General features: G+C 59.1%; 14 protein-coding genes. 7 read left to right on the top strand and 7 right to left on the bottom strand.

The window, feature by feature from the left end:
• Positions 1-19: 19 nt before the first annotated feature.
• The 3 genes from ABH912_RS25935 to ABH912_RS25925 all read right to left on the bottom strand — a co-directional run bounded on the left by ABH912_RS25935 (position 20) and on the right by ABH912_RS25925 (position 2,547).
• Positions 20-490: a nuclear transport factor 2 family protein gene (locus ABH912_RS25935; protein WP_033056423.1), complete on the bottom strand. Its 471-nt coding sequence runs from the start codon at positions 488-490 to the stop codon at positions 20-22.
• Between the two features lie 100 nt (positions 491-590).
• Entirely contained in the window at positions 591-1,898 is a 1,308-nt protein-coding gene (locus tag ABH912_RS25930) for a CynX/NimT family MFS transporter (protein WP_429511939.1), read from the bottom strand.
• Complete coding sequence (locus tag ABH912_RS25925; protein WP_033056425.1) at positions 1,888-2,547, bottom strand: FadR/GntR family transcriptional regulator; 660 nt, start codon at positions 2,545-2,547, stop codon at positions 1,888-1,890. The genes ABH912_RS25930 and ABH912_RS25925 overlap by 11 nt, the downstream gene beginning before the upstream one ends.
• Before the next feature lie 167 nt (positions 2,548-2,714).
• Between ABH912_RS25925 and ABH912_RS25920 the strand changes: the two genes are divergently transcribed.
• Positions 2,715-3,026, top strand: a complete 312-nt coding sequence (locus ABH912_RS25920) for a type II toxin-antitoxin system MqsR family toxin (RefSeq protein ID WP_033056426.1) — start codon at positions 2,715-2,717, stop codon at positions 3,024-3,026.
• Positions 3,023-3,511, top strand: a complete 489-nt coding sequence (locus ABH912_RS25915; protein ID WP_033056427.1) for a type II toxin-antitoxin system MqsA family antitoxin — start codon at positions 3,023-3,025, stop codon at positions 3,509-3,511. The genes ABH912_RS25920 and ABH912_RS25915 overlap by 4 nt, the downstream gene beginning before the upstream one ends.
• Positions 3,512-3,576: 65 nt before the next feature.
• Here the strand turns inward: ABH912_RS25915 and ABH912_RS25910 are convergent, their stop codons facing one another.
• The 4 genes from ABH912_RS25910 to ABH912_RS25895 form a co-directional block, all read right to left on the bottom strand.
• Positions 3,577-4,341: an amino acid ABC transporter ATP-binding protein gene (locus ABH912_RS25910; RefSeq protein WP_008147575.1), complete on the bottom strand. Its 765-nt coding sequence runs from the start codon at positions 4,339-4,341 to the stop codon at positions 3,577-3,579.
• A gap of 10 nt (positions 4,342-4,351) precedes the next feature.
• Positions 4,352-5,449, bottom strand: a complete 1,098-nt coding sequence (locus tag ABH912_RS25905) for an amino acid ABC transporter permease (protein WP_033056428.1) — start codon at positions 5,447-5,449, stop codon at positions 4,352-4,354.
• 10 nt (positions 5,450-5,459) lie between these two features.
• A complete protein-coding gene (locus ABH912_RS25900; RefSeq protein WP_033056429.1) occupies positions 5,460-6,641 on the bottom strand; it encodes an amino acid ABC transporter permease in 1,182 nt (393 codons plus the stop codon).
• Between the two features lie 65 nt (positions 6,642-6,706).
• Complete coding sequence (locus ABH912_RS25895) at positions 6,707-7,735, bottom strand: amino acid ABC transporter substrate-binding protein (protein WP_033056430.1); 1,029 nt, start codon at positions 7,733-7,735, stop codon at positions 6,707-6,709.
• 467 nt (positions 7,736-8,202) lie between these two features.
• On the opposite strand from ABH912_RS25895, the gene ABH912_RS25890 reads away from it, so the two are divergent.
• The 5 genes from ABH912_RS25890 (at position 8,203) to ABH912_RS25870 (ending at position 13,437) form a co-directional block, all read left to right on the top strand.
• A complete protein-coding gene (locus ABH912_RS25890; RefSeq protein ID WP_033056431.1) occupies positions 8,203-8,859 on the top strand; it encodes an alpha/beta hydrolase in 657 nt (218 codons plus the stop codon).
• Positions 8,860-8,957: 98 nt separating this feature from the next.
• Positions 8,958-10,445, top strand: coding sequence for an ATP-dependent RNA helicase RhlB (rhlB, locus tag ABH912_RS25885; protein WP_429511938.1), 1,488 nt, complete (start codon positions 8,958-8,960; stop codon positions 10,443-10,445).
• A gap of 126 nt (positions 10,446-10,571) precedes the next feature.
• Positions 10,572-11,519, top strand: coding sequence for an ornithine cyclodeaminase family protein (locus ABH912_RS25880; RefSeq protein WP_429511937.1), 948 nt, complete (start codon positions 10,572-10,574; stop codon positions 11,517-11,519).
• Positions 11,520-11,560: 41 nt separating this feature from the next.
• Positions 11,561-12,688 (top strand): NAD(P)/FAD-dependent oxidoreductase, encoded by a 1,128-nt coding sequence (locus ABH912_RS25875; RefSeq protein ID WP_429511936.1) that lies wholly within the window; start codon positions 11,561-11,563, stop codon positions 12,686-12,688.
• A 92-nt stretch (positions 12,689-12,780) separates the two neighbouring features.
• Positions 12,781-13,437 carry a helix-turn-helix transcriptional regulator gene (locus tag ABH912_RS25870; RefSeq protein ID WP_050482800.1) on the top strand — a complete coding sequence of 219 codons (657 nt, stop codon included), beginning with the start codon at positions 12,781-12,783 and terminating at the stop codon, positions 13,435-13,437.
• Positions 13,438-13,519 lie beyond the last annotated feature (82 nt).

Below are 13,519 nucleotides of genomic sequence, written 5' to 3'. Positions count from 1 at the left end.
GAAACAAGCCGCGATCTTATCAGCGACTGGCTTGGAATGCCTTCAGCCCCTTCAAGGCCTGCGCGCGAACCGCGTTCCTCACCGCTGGCGTCCAGCCCAACAACAACCCTTTGAAACCCAGCGCCTGTCGGGACCAGCCCCACATGTCGAAGCTGTCGTGATGCTCGCAAATCTTGCCGTCGCGAAAAACAAAACGTGCCTGAATGTCGTTGACCACGATGTTGCCGGTCTGACTGAACAGGTACGTCGCCACCCAATGGGCGCCGCCCGTGCGCTCATCGCTGCGCACGTTATCGAACGTCAGGGAAAAATCCTTGGCCCGGGTAGTGAGCATGCGCCACATGTCGCCGGCATTGCGGCCGCGCAGTTCGCCGAACGCCGGATCACTGAACACCACGTCGTCGGTATAGCAGGCGCTCATGGCCTCGGCATCCAGCCGCTGGAAGGCTTGGTAGAACTGGGTGATCAATGCGTTGTGGGCATCACTCATGGACAGGCTCCGAACGTTTGCAAGATTGCCTGCACGATAGTCAACAAAGGCGCGAAACACTATCGGCATTCGTGAGCCGAATACCGACAGTGTGCGGGTATCAGACCTTTTCGCTTACGACCTGGACGTACAGCGAACGTCCGGCGCCGAGGCCGGCGATGATCGCCCCGAGGCCGATGATGCCGAAAATCCAGCCCAAGGCGTTCCAGCCGCCGGTCCAGTCATGCACGATGCCGACCGCGAACGGCCCCATGGACGCCAGGGTGTAACCGAAGCCTTGGGCCATGCTCGACAGATTCGCTGCGACATGGGCGTCCCGTGAACGCAGCACGATCAGGGTCAACGCCAGACTGAACGTACCGCCCTGCCCCAGACCCAGCAGGATCGCCCAGCCCCACAGGCCTTCGATCGGTGCGTAAAGACAACCGAACAGGCCGCTAAGGGTCAGTAGCATGACGATGACGATCGCCAGACGCTGATCCTTGCCACGCGTCGCCAGCCATGGTGCCGCCAGTGAACTCGCCAACTGAACGATGACCGAGCCTGACAGCACCAGACCCGCCTGGGTCGGCGTCAGGCCGCGACCGATCAGGATCGACGGCAACCAGCCGAACACGATGTAGGCCAGAGAAGATTGCAGGCCCATATAGAGCGTCACTTGCCAGGCCAGTGGATCACGCAACAGGCCGCGGACCCGATACGCGACGTTGTGCGCACCGTGTTTCTGCCCGACTTGTGGCAACCAGAAAATCGCCGCGACCAATGCCGGAACCACCCAGAAGCCGAGGCCCAAGGCCCAGCTCTTGTCGAAATGCTCGCTCAACGGCACGGTCGCGCCTGCGGCCATCGCCGCACCCAGGCACAGGGCCATGGTGTAGACGCCGGTCATGGTGCCCGCGTGTTTTGCAAAGTCGCGTTTAACAATGCCGGGCAGCAATACACCGATCACACCGATGCTCGCGCCCGCCAGCACGCTGCCGGCAAACAGGCCGATCTCGCCGAACGAACTGCGCAGGATGATCCCGCCGGCCAACATCAAGAGAATGCCCAGCACCACGCGCTCGGCGCCGAAACGTCGTGCCAGCACGGGCGCCAGCGGTGCAAACAAACCGAGGCACAACACCGGCAACGTCGTCAGCAAACCGGCCTGGGCTGCCGACAAACCGAGGGTTTTCGACACCTCGCTGAGCATCGGCGCCATGCTCGACAGCGCCGGGCGCAGGTTCAGCGCCACCAGAATCAGGCCCAGCAATAACAGCCACGGCCGCCGCAGAATCGGGTGACTTTGCTGGACCTGTTCGTCATCCGCCTCGGCGTCGATCAACAGCTCTTCGAGCTCTGCGGTGCGCTTGGGCTGCGTGATGTGGCTGTTGCGGCTGGACATGGGGTTCTCGGTTTCAAGGTTCATTGATCAACTGCCTCGACAGGGCTTTGGCCCGTTCCGGGTCGCGTTGCTCGACGGCATCAAGCAGTTCGATATGCAGGTCGAACACCTCTTGGCGTCGGGGGGAAATGTTCAGGGTTTCGCGTAATTGCGCGCCGACAACGCTGGAGAAATAGCGGTACAGCTCGCTGAGGGTCGGGTTATGCGCGGCATCCACCAAACGTCGGTGGAACACCAGATCGCAGGCGATATACGTGTCGAGATCGCCGTGATAGTGGCTGCCACTGACGCCCAACGCCTCGCGCAATGCCACCAGGTCTTCGTCGGTACGCCGTAATGCGGCCAGGCCGATGGCCTCGACTTCCAGAATGTGCCGGGTTTCACGGGCCTGTTCATGGGAGCAGCGGGACAACGCCTTCAGGGTGTCCAGTGGATCGACCACCGCCCGCAAATAGCTGCCGTCGCCCTGACGGATTTCGATCAACCCGGAAAACGCCAATACGCGCATGGCTTCACGCACGGTATTGCGACTGATGCCCAGCTCGGCGGACAGCTCAGGTTCGGTGGGCAAGCGTTGGCCCACCGTCCAGACGCCTTCAGTGATGCGCAGGCGTAACTGGTCCAGTGCCTGGTCGACCAGGGACCGTTTAACTAGCGGAGAAATGTCTGACATAGGATTCGCCCTTTCATCCAATCATAGGATGAATTTTCTGACATGTTAGTCAGCTACGTGTAGGACGGCAACCGCCTACGGTCAGGGAGAGGGAAATGGAGCGGGATTTTCGATTAGTCAAAATTACCCTTTAAGGGTAATTTCAGGGATAGGGTTCACGGCTTCTTATGGAAAAGAACACACCCCACTACGCCTTGTTAGTCATCAAGGATGAAGTCAGGAGGCAAGGAGCCAAAGCATTTACTCAAGTTGCATTGAGTTCCGGCAAGCGAATGGGATTGTCCCTGCGAGGTATGGAGTCAATCATTTGCTCGCTGGAACGCCGGATGCTCTACAAGTCGATGACTTGCTACACCGATCACCGAAACTGGCAAGACGTTTACCACACTACATTTCATGACTTGGAGCTCTACATCAAAGTGACCTATTGCTCCAACGGCGGCCCTCCGGTGATCTCTTTCAAGGAGAAGAACATATGAATACGCGGCAATGCATGAGTTGCGGCACCCAACATGCCATGCAACATTTCGAAGGTCGCAGCCTCAGTGTCGACTACAAGAACGTTTCACGCTGGGTGCACGATATTGCCGGCTGGGAGTGCAAGGTCTGCGGTGAAATCATTTTCGATAATGATACTGACAGCGCCGAGCGCTACTCCGACGCTGGCGATAAACTGCTCGAAGACTGCTTTCAAATCATGGGCAGCGAGATGAAGCGTATCCGCCGCAAACTGCACCTCACTCAGAAGGTCGCGGTGAAGCTGCTTTCCGGCGCTGGCCACAACGCGTTTTCACGATACGAGCGCGGCGAGCTCCCACCTCCTCAAGCATTGTTCACGCTGATGCGTCTACTGGATCGCCATCCTCACCTGCTTGCTGAAATACAAGCGATGAACGAAGGCTCCGAGTTGAAGCGGCTGCTGGCCGCACGCTTCCCTGAACAGGAGACGGTGCTGGCATCCTGACCCTGAATAACGGGCAAAAATAAACCCGGAACACTGTCCGGGTTTATTGCTTTACCAAGCGCCAATCAATGCAGAATCTGGCTCAGGAACAGCTTGGTCCGTTCATTCTGCGGATTATCGAAGAAGTCGTTCGGCGCGGCCTGTTCGACGATTTCGCCCTTGTCCATGAAGATCACGCGGTTGGCCACGGTGCGGGCGAAGCCCATTTCGTGGGTCACGCAGAGCATGGTCATGCCGTCTTCGGCCAGGCCGATCATGGTGTCCAGCACCTCTTTCACCATTTCCGGGTCGAGAGCCGAGGTCGGTTCGTCGAACAGCATGATTTTCGGTTTCATGCACAGGGCGCGGGCAATCGCCACACGCTGTTGCTGACCGCCGGACAGTTGCCCCGGGAATTTATGCGCCTGCTCTGGAATGCGGACGCGTTCCAGGTAATGCATGGCGATTTCTTCGGCCTTGCGCTTGGGCATCTTGCGCACCCACATCGGCGCCAGCGTGCAGTTCTGCAGGATGGTCAGGTGCGGGAACAGGTTGAAGTGCTGGAACACCATGCCGACTTCACGACGGACCGATTCGATCTGCTTGAGGTCGTTGGTCAGTTCCACGCCATCGACCACGATGCGGCCCTGCTGGTGTTCTTCCAGACGGTTGAGGCAACGGATGGTGGTGGATTTGCCGGAACCCGACGGGCCGCACAGAACGATACGCTCGCCCTGTTTAACGTTCAGGTTGATGTCTTTCAACACGTGGAACTGGCCGTACCACTTGTTCACGCCCTGCATCTGAATAATGCCTTCAGGGCTCACAGGCTTTTTGATTGCTTCGCTCATTACAGAACTCCTAACGCTTGTGGCCAGTGTCGAGCTTGCGTTCCAGATGCATGGAATAGCGCGACATACCAAAACAGAAAATCCAGAACACCAGGGCCGCGAACACATAGCCTTCGGTGGCCATGCCCAACCATTTCGGGTCGGCGGCGGCTTGTTTGACGCTGTTGAGCAAGTCGAACAGGCCGATGATGATCACCAGGCTCGTGTCCTTGAACAGCGCAATGAAGGTGTTGACGATGCCAGGGATCACCAGCTTCAGGGCTTGCGGCAGAATCACCAGGCCCATGCTGCGCCAGTAACCGAGGCCCATCGCCGCAGCCGCTTCGTACTGACCTTTTGGAATCGCTTGCAGACCACCGCGCACCACTTCGGCCACGTAAGCCGACTGGAACAGGATCACGCCAATCAGCGCCCGCAGCAGTTTGTCGAAGTTCATGCCTTCAGGCAGGAACAACGGCAGCATTACCGAGGACATGAACAGCACCGTGATCAACGGCACGCCGCGCCAGAATTCGATGAAGGTCACGCAGACCACGCGAATCGCCGGCATGTTCGAACGACGGCCCAGCGCCAGGATGATCCCCAGCGGCAATGCACCGGCAATACCGACGGTGGCGATCACCAGGGTCAGCATCAACCCGCCCCACTGACTGGTCGCCACGGTGCTCAGGCCGAACACGCCGCCATGCAGCAGGAAGTAGGCAATGATCGGGTACAGCACCAGGAAGCTCAGCCCGTATACCGCTTTATGGTGAACGCGCGCGATAAACAACGGTGCCACGCCGATGACCGCCAGCCACACGGTCAGGTCCACGCGCCAGCGCAAGTCCACCGGGTAGTAGCCGTACATGAACTGACCGAAGCGCTGCTGGATGAACACCCAGCAGGCGCCCTCCTTGGTGCAGTCGGCCTGGCTGGTGCCGACCCAGTTGGCATCGAGGATCGCCCAATGCAGGATCGGCGGCACCACCAGGTAGATCAGGTAGAACGCAAACAGGGTCAGCAAGGTGTTGAGCCAGCTGGAAAACATGTTGGCGCGCATCCACGCCACCGGCCCGAAGACTTTGATCGGTGGCGGCATGTCAGGTTTGAAAGTATGAGTCGTCATGCGCTTTTCCTTACCGCTCGATCAGCGCAATGCGCTTGTTGTACCAGTTCATCAGCAGGGAAATGCTGATACTGATCGCCAGGTACACGCTCATGGTGATGGCAATCACCTCGATTGCCTGCCCGGTCTGGTTCAGCACCGTACCGGCAAACAACGAAACCATTTCCGGATAACCGATACCGGCCGCCAGCGAGGAGTTCTTCGCCAGGTTCAGGTATTGGCTGGTCAGCGGTGGAATGATCACGCGCAGGGCTTGCGGGATGATCACCTTGCGCAGGGTCGGACCGTTGCGCAACCCCAACGAGTGCGCTGCTTCCGTCTGGCCGTGGCTGACCGACTTGATGCCCGAACGCACGATCTCGGCGATGAACGCCGCGGTGTACACCGTCAGGGCCAGGGTCAGCGCCAGCAGTTCCGGGATCAGCACCCAGCCACCGACGAAGTTGAAGCCTTGCAGCTTCGGCATTTCCCAGTGCAATGGCGCGCCGAAGATCAATGCGCACAGCGCAGGGATCGCAAAGAACAGCGCCAGGCCCACCCAGAACTTGTGGAACGGTACGCCGGTTTCTTCGAAGCGCTTGGTCGCCCAGCGGCTCATCAGCACGATGGCGACAATGGCCACGACGATGCTGACCACAAACGGCCAGAAACCATCCGCCGTCAATGCGGCCGGCATGTTCAGGCCACGGCTGCTGACAAAGAAGGTGTCGCCGAAGTTATGGCTGTTGCGTGGCCCCGGCATGGTCAGGAACACCGCGAAGTACCAGAACAGGATTTGCAGCAGCGGCGGAATGTTACGGAACACCTCCACATACACCGTCGCCAGCTTGGCAATGATCCAGTTCTTCGACAGCCGTGACACACCAACGATGAACCCGAGGATCGTCGCCAGGATCACGCCGATGAAGGTCACCAGCAGCGTGTTGAGCAGGCCGATGACAAACACCCGGGCATACGAGTCCGATTCGGTGTAGTCGATCAGGTGTTGAGCGATGCCGAAACCGGCACTGCGCTCCAAAAAGCTGAAGCCGGAGGTAATGCCCCGGTGTTGAAGGTTGGTCTGTGTGTTATCGAACAGATACCAGCCCATCGAGACCACCGCCACAATGGTGATGATCTGAAATAGCCACGCACGCACTTTTGGATCGCTGAGGCTGAGCCTCTGCTTTGGTGCGCCGATTGAATTTTGCATGAAGTGCCCCGCAAATAATGGAACAGAACATCACCCGGTGGTTGGCCCACCGGGTGATAGAACCATCAGCGCACTGGTGGTGCGTATTGAATGCCGCCGTTGTTCCACAGAGCGTTCAGCCCGCGGTCGATGGCCAGTGGAGTGCCTTTGCCGAGGTTTTTCTCGAACACTTCACCGTAGTTACCCACTTGCTTGACGATCTGCACGACCCAGTCTTTCTTCACTTTCAGGTCTTTGCCGTATTCACCGTCAGTGCCCAGCAGACGAGCAACGTCCGGGTTCTTGGTGGCTTTGGCTTCAGCTTCAACGTTTTTCTGGGTGATGCCCATTTCTTCAGCGTTGAGCATCGCGAACAGGGTCCACTTGACGATGCTGAACCACTCTTCGTCGCCTTTACGCACGACCGGGCCCAGAGGCTCCTTGGAGATGGTTTCCGGCAGAACGACGTAGTCGGTCGGGGTCGCCAGCTTGCTGCGTTGTGCGTAGAGCTGGGATTTGTCGGAAGTCAGCACGTCGCAACGACCGGATTCCAGCGATTTGGCGCTTTCATCGGAGGTGTCGAAGGTGATCGGGGTGTATTTCAGACCGTTACCGCGGAAGTAGTCGGAAACGTTCAGCTCGGTGGTGGTACCGGCTTGAATGCAGATGGTGGCGCCGTCGAGCTCTTTCGCGCTCTTCACGCCCAGCTTGTTGTTCACCAGGAAGCCGATGCCGTCGTAGTACGTCACGCCAGCAAACACCAGGCCCATGCCCGAATCGCGGGAGCTGGTCCAGGTGGTGTTACGCGACAGCACGTCGATTTCGCCGGACTGCAGCGCGGTGAAGCGCTCTTTGGCGTTCAACTGGCTGAATTTGACCTTGGTCGCGTCGCCGAATACGGCAGCGGCCACAGCGCGGCAGACGTCAGCATCGATGCCGATGATCTTGCCAGTGGAGTCCGGAACCGAGAAGCCAGGCAGACCGTCACTGACGCCGCACTGTACGAAACCTTTCTTCTGCACTGCATCCAGGGTTGCACCCGCCTGAGCGAACCCACTGACACCGAGTACTGCGGCTGCAGTCACGATCGCCAGGGTGGATTTCAACATCTTCATTCAAACCTCCAGTTTTGCTCTTGTTGTGTCGGAGCTTGAGTCCAGTCGCACCCTTATGAGGCGTTGTTGACCCGTGTTGGCTTTTTTTGGGGTCAACCGACGTAAGACCTGCGCTATGAGTCTAGTAGGAGAAAATCCACATCATGGACAACTCACTTCTCACCAATCGGCCGAACGGGCTGTAGCCCTTTCACGTTCGCGAAGCCCGTAGCGGCCACTGGCGAACATCCATCACCGGATTCTTTGCTATCCCACCGCCAGCAGTACACTGATAGTGTTACCGCAAGGCGCGAGATGGGTTGCACCGTTTCCCCATAGCAAAGCCCGTACCAGACCGCTCGCCGAAGCGATTGTGCGACAGGTCAATAGCAAAACTTGTAGCCTTGCGACATCTTATTAACTGATCAACCAGGCATGCCCTCAGACCTCGCACTCAATGAGAGCGCCTGCACAATATTGGAGCAACCATGACCGAGCCCTTGATTCTTCAGCCCGTGAAGCCCGCAGATGCCTGCGTTATCTGGCTGCACGGCCTGGGCGCCGATCGCTACGACTTCCTGCCGGTGGCCGAGGCGTTACAGGAAAGCCTGCTGACCACCCGCTTCGTTCTGCCTCAGGCACCGACCTGCGCCGTGACCATCAATGGTGGTTACGAGATGCCAAGCTGGTACGACATATTGGCCATGAGCCCGGCGCGCGCGATCAACCGCGAGCAGCTGGAAGAGTCGGCAGACAGGGTCATTAAATTGATCGACGTGCAGCGCGCCAGCGGAATAGACGCTTCGCGGATATTTTTGGCAGGTTTCTCCCAAGGTGGTGCGGTGGCGTTACACGCCGCGTTTTTGAAATGGCAGGGACCGCTGGGTGGCGTACTTGCCCTCTCGACTTATGCACCGACCTTCAGTGATGAACTGGAGCTTTCCGCCAGCCAGCAGCGCATTCCCGTGCTGTCTTTACACGGCCAGTACGATGACGTCGTTCAAAACGCCATGGGCCGCACCGCCTACGAGTATTTAAAGCAGCATGGTGTCACCGTGACATGGCAGGAATACCCAATGGGCCACGAAGTGTTACCCGAGGAGATTCGCGACATTGGTGTCTGGCTCGCCGAGCGCTTGCGTTAACTGTTTATGTGAAAAGCAGCCCATTGATCCATCCCACTACGCCGCGCCCGATTCTTGCATTACACTGGCCGGCGTATATTCCTTAATCAATTGATGAGATGACCGTGCTCAAAGCACTCAAGAAAATGTTCGGTAAAAGCGAGACTGAGCAGCTCGCGCCAGTCTCCAGCGCTCCTTCTCACCATCCCAGCCACCGCACCGACGGTAATCAGTCTGGCCGGACCGCAACCGTAGCGGTACCGAAGCACGAGCCGATGGCCACACCGGCCGTCCAACCCGTTGAGGCTCAGGCCTCTGAAGAACCGAGCAGCGAAGCTGCGAAACCTGCCCGACCGCGTCGCGAACCGAAGCCGAAAGCACCGGTTATCCCCTGGAAACTCAAAGACTTCGCCGTCGAACCCCAGGAAGGCAAAACCCGTTTCCACGATTTCAAACTTGCCCCCGAACTGATGCACGCCATCCAGGACCTGGGCTTCCCGTATTGCACGCCGATCCAGGCACAAGTCCTCGGCTTTACCCTGGCCGGCAAAGATGCCATTGGCCGCGCCCAGACCGGCACCGGCAAAACCGCAGCGTTCCTGATTTCGATCATCACCCAGTTGCTGGAAACCCCGCCGCCGAAAGAGCGTTACATGGGCGAGCCGCGGGCGCTGATCATCGCGCCGACCCGTGAACTGGTGGTGCAGATCGCCAAGGACGCAGCCGACCTGACCAAATACACCGGCCTCAACGTCATGACGTTTGTTGGCGGCATGGACTTCGACAAGCAGCTCAAGCACCTCGAAGCCCGTCATTGCGACATTCTCGTGTCCACCCCGGGCCGCCTGCTCGACTTCAACCAGCGCGGCGACGTGCACCTGGACATGGTCGAAGTCATGGTCCTGGACGAAGCCGACCGGATGCTCGACATGGGTTTCATCCCACAAGTGCGTCAGATCATTCGCCAGACTCCGCCGAAAAACGAGCGTCAGACGCTGCTGTTTTCCGCGACCTTCACCGAAGATGTGATGAACCTGGCCAAGCAATGGACCACCGACCCGTCGATCGTCGAGATCGAGTCGCAGAACGTGGCCAGCGAAAACGTCGAGCAACACATCTACGCCGTGGCCGGTGCCGACAAATACAAACTGCTCTACAACCTGGTCAACGACAATGGTTGGGAGCGGGTGATGGTGTTCGCCAACCGCAAGGATGAAGTGCGGCGCATCGAAGAACGCCTGGTGCGTGATGGCGTCAACGCCGCGCAACTGTCCGGCGACGTGCCGCAGCACAAGCGCATCAAGACCCTGGAAGGTTTCCGCGAAGGCAAGATCCGCGTCCTGGTCGCCACCGATGTGGCCGGTCGCGGCATCCACATCGACGGCATCAGCCACGTGATCAACTTCACCCTTCCAGAAGTCCCGGACGACTACGTGCATCGCATCGGTCGTACCGGTCGTGCCGGCGCCGATGGCGTGTCCATCAGCTTTGCCGGTGAAGACGACTCCTACCAGCTACCGTCCATCGAGGCGCTGCTGGGTCGCAAGATCAGTTGCGAAACGCCACCGACGCATCTGCTGCGGGCGGTTGAGCGCAAGCGCCCGTAACACGGGTCGCACTAAAAGAGGCGCAGCCGGAAACGGACTGCGTTTTTTTTTCGTCCGGAGATTGATCGAGACAACTAAAAGTCCATAATGGACAAATTAGTTTACTTCCAGCTCCCGGAGCCGACCATGTCCAGTACGCCTTACGTGATCACCCAACCTCAGGCCCGCGAGCTGCTGGCGCAGGTCGACGTGCCGCAGATCCTGCGCAAGCTGTTCCGCGACCTGGCCGCCGGGCAAGCCGTGCAACCGGCGCAGCAACTGGTGGAATTCCCGCAGGGCGCTGGCGACTTCATCAACTACCTGGGCGTATTGGCCGAAGACGGCGTGTACGGGGTCAAGACCTCGCCGTACATCGTGCGTGAACAAGGCCCGCTCGTGACCGCCTGGACGCTGCTGATGTCGATGCAGACCGGCCAGCCGTTGCTGCTCTGCGATGCAGGCGAACTGACCACGGCGCGCACCGCTGCCACAACCGCCGTGGCGGTCGACGCCCTCGCCCCGCTCAAAGCCAAACGCCTGGCGATCATTGGCAGCGGCAAAGTCGCCCAGGCGCACTTGCACTACGTCAAAGACCTGCGCGACTGGCAGAGCATCAGCCTCTACTCGCCGAGCCTGAGTGACAAGAATCCCGAAGTATTGGCGCAACTCAAAAGCCTCGATCCTCGGCTGACCATCGTCGACAGTCGTGAAGCGGCCGTGCAAGACGCCGACGTGATCATGCTCTGCACCTCGTCCGCAGGCCCGGTGATCGACCCGTCAAGCTTGAGCAAACCGGCGCTGATCACCTCGATCAGCACCAACGCACCGCGCGCCCATGAAGTACCGCCGCAGAGCCTCAATGACATGCAAGTGTTCTGTGACTATCGTCTGACCACCCCGGGCTCGGCTGGCGAGATGCTGATTGCCGGTGAACAACATGGCTGGGACAAAAACGCGATCATCGGCGACCTGCCCGATTTGCTCAGCGAAAAAGTCCAGCGCCCTGGTTATGACCGCCATGTGTTCTTCCGCTCCATCGGCCTGGGCCTGGAAGACATTGCACTGGCCAATGCCATCTACCGCCTACAGCACTAACACCACAAATTTCGGCATTTACGCCCCATCAGGAGACGTTCATGAGCCAGGCAGATTTCATCATCATCGGCGGCGGGATTGCCGGTGCTTCCACCGGTTTTTGGTTGTCGCAGCACGCCCGAGTGATCGTGCTCGAACGCGAGTCCCATCCGGCTTACCACTCCACCGGACGTTCAGCGGCGCTGTTCACCGCCGCCTACGGCACACCGCAGGTTCGGGCGCTGACCCAGGCCAGCCGTGATTTCTTCGACGCGCCGCCGGCCGGTTTCTGCGAACACCCGCTGCTGACCCCGCGTGGCGAGATGACCGTGGACTTCACCGGCGACCCGGACGAACTGAACAATCAATACCTGAGCGCCAAAGCCACGGTGCCGGAAATGCAGATGCTCAGCGCCGACGAAGCCTGCGTGCGCCTGCCGATCCTGCGTCGGGAAAAGGTCCATGGTGCGATTTACGACCCGACCGCCAGCGACATCGACACCGATGCCTTGCACCAGGGTTACCTGCGCGGTATCCGACGCAACAAGGGCGAAGTTCATACTGACAGCGAAGTCCTGAGCCTGACCCGTGACGCCGAAGGTGTATGGCACGTACAAACCAACGGTCAAACCTTCAGCGCTCCGATCATCATCAACGCGGCAGGTGCCTGGGCCGACAAAATCGGTGAGCTCGCCGGTGCCAAACCACTGGGCCTGCAACCCAAGCGCCGTGCGGCGTTCATCTTCGCCGGCCCCGAGGGCGTGGACATCCACCATTGGCCAATGCTGGTCAGCCTCGACGAATCCTTCTACATGAAGCCCGACGCCGGAATGTTCCTCGGCTCGCCAGCCAACGCCGACCCGGTGGAACCACACGACGTGCAGCCTGAAGAGCTGGACATCGCAATGGGCATCTACCAGATCGAAGAAGCCACCACCCTGACCATCCGCCGTCCGACCCGCACCTGGGCCGGCTTGCGCAGTTTCGTGAGCGACGGTGATTTGCTGTCCGGTTTCGATCCGCAGGTGCCGGGGTTATTCTGGGTAGCGGCACAAGGCGGTTATGGCATCCAGACCTCGCCGGCCATGGGCCAGGCCAGCGCTGCACTGGTACGCGGCGAAGCTTTGCCCGAGCAACTGACTCGCTTCGGTCTGAACACCCAGATGCTCTCCCCTTCGCGACTGGGTTGAGTTTCGGACGCAGGTGACGTGCCGACACGATTGCGGCAAACTTCCAGCGCCCTTTTTTGATGGGGCGCTGATGCTGTCTGGAGCTGCACTTTATGAACGCCCAAGAACAAGAACCGGCCGGTGATGACTCTGCACTGAAGAGCTCGCCGCTGGATAACTTCCGCGCGATCGCCGATGCCATCGCCACGTTGTTCTTTCCTCACGCCGAGGTGGTGCTGCACGATCTGCGCACCCAGAAAGTCGATTACATCGCCAACAACCTGTCCAAACGGGAAATTGGTGATGACTCGGCGCTGGGGGACATGCTCAGCGAAGAGATCAGCGAACGAAACATCGGACCGTACGAAAAGCTCAATTGGGATGGTCAGAAGATTCGCAGCCTGAGCAGCGTGCTGCGCGACAGTGAAGGTCATCCGCTGGCGGTGCTGTGCATCAATCTGAATATTTCGTTATTCGAAAATGCCAAGGCCGCGCTAGACCTGTTCCTGTCGCCGAGCAAGTTGATTCCGCAACCGGACTCACTGTTTCGCGATGACTGGCAGGAGCGGATCAACACCTTCCTCCACGCCTGGCTTCGCGAACGTCAGCTGAGCCTGAACCTGCTGACCCGTGACCATAAACGCGAACTGGTGCTGGCACTGCACGCCGAGGGCGCCTTCAAAGGCAAAAGCGCCTCCAACTATGTGGCGAACGTGCTGAACATGGGTCGGGCGACTGTGTACAAACATTTGAAAGAACTGAAGGGCTGATACGTATTTGTAGGAGCCAGGCTTGCCGGCGAAGGCGATCTTGAATACGCCTTCGCCGGCAAGCCTGGCTCCTACAGGTTTT

The sequence above is a fragment of the Pseudomonas sp. BT76 TE3572 genome, from assembly GCF_050435365.1.
Classification (GTDB): domain Bacteria; phylum Pseudomonadota; class Gammaproteobacteria; order Pseudomonadales; family Pseudomonadaceae; genus Aquipseudomonas; species Aquipseudomonas fluorescens_W.
Note: the sequence above shows the minus strand (reverse complement) of the source record. Positions and strands in the feature narration are given on the sequence as shown.

Excerpts from the sequence above, each read along its gene's own strand:
- ABH912_RS25870 (WP_050482800.1), top strand. The coding sequence starts at position 12,781 with ATGAACGCCCAAGAACAAGAACCGGCCGGTGATGACTCTGCACTGAAG.
- ABH912_RS25905 (WP_033056428.1), bottom strand. The coding sequence starts at position 5,449 with ATGACGACTCATACTTTCAAACCTGACATGCCGCCACCGATCAAAGTC.
- ABH912_RS25890 (WP_033056431.1), top strand. The coding sequence starts at position 8,203 with ATGACCGAGCCCTTGATTCTTCAGCCCGTGAAGCCCGCAGATGCCTGC.
- rhlB (WP_429511938.1), top strand. The coding sequence starts at position 8,958 with ATGACCGTGCTCAAAGCACTCAAGAAAATGTTCGGTAAAAGCGAGACT.
- ABH912_RS25880 (WP_429511937.1), top strand. The coding sequence starts at position 10,572 with ATGTCCAGTACGCCTTACGTGATCACCCAACCTCAGGCCCGCGAGCTG.
- ABH912_RS25930 (WP_429511939.1), bottom strand. The coding sequence starts at position 1,898 with ATGAACCTTGAAACCGAGAACCCCATGTCCAGCCGCAACAGCCACATC.
- ABH912_RS25900 (WP_033056429.1), bottom strand. The coding sequence starts at position 6,641 with ATGCAAAATTCAATCGGCGCACCAAAGCAGAGGCTCAGCCTCAGCGAT.
- ABH912_RS25910 (WP_008147575.1), bottom strand. The coding sequence starts at position 4,341 with ATGAGCGAAGCAATCAAAAAGCCTGTGAGCCCTGAAGGCATTATTCAG.
- ABH912_RS25895 (WP_033056430.1), bottom strand. The coding sequence starts at position 7,735 with ATGAAGATGTTGAAATCCACCCTGGCGATCGTGACTGCAGCCGCAGTA.
- ABH912_RS25925 (WP_033056425.1), bottom strand. The coding sequence starts at position 2,547 with ATGTCAGACATTTCTCCGCTAGTTAAACGGTCCCTGGTCGACCAGGCA.
- ABH912_RS25875 (WP_429511936.1), top strand. The coding sequence starts at position 11,561 with ATGAGCCAGGCAGATTTCATCATCATCGGCGGCGGGATTGCCGGTGCT.
- ABH912_RS25915 (WP_033056427.1), top strand. The coding sequence starts at position 3,023 with ATGAATACGCGGCAATGCATGAGTTGCGGCACCCAACATGCCATGCAA.
- ABH912_RS25920 (WP_033056426.1), top strand. The coding sequence starts at position 2,715 with ATGGAAAAGAACACACCCCACTACGCCTTGTTAGTCATCAAGGATGAA.
- ABH912_RS25935 (WP_033056423.1), bottom strand. The coding sequence starts at position 490 with ATGAGTGATGCCCACAACGCATTGATCACCCAGTTCTACCAAGCCTTC.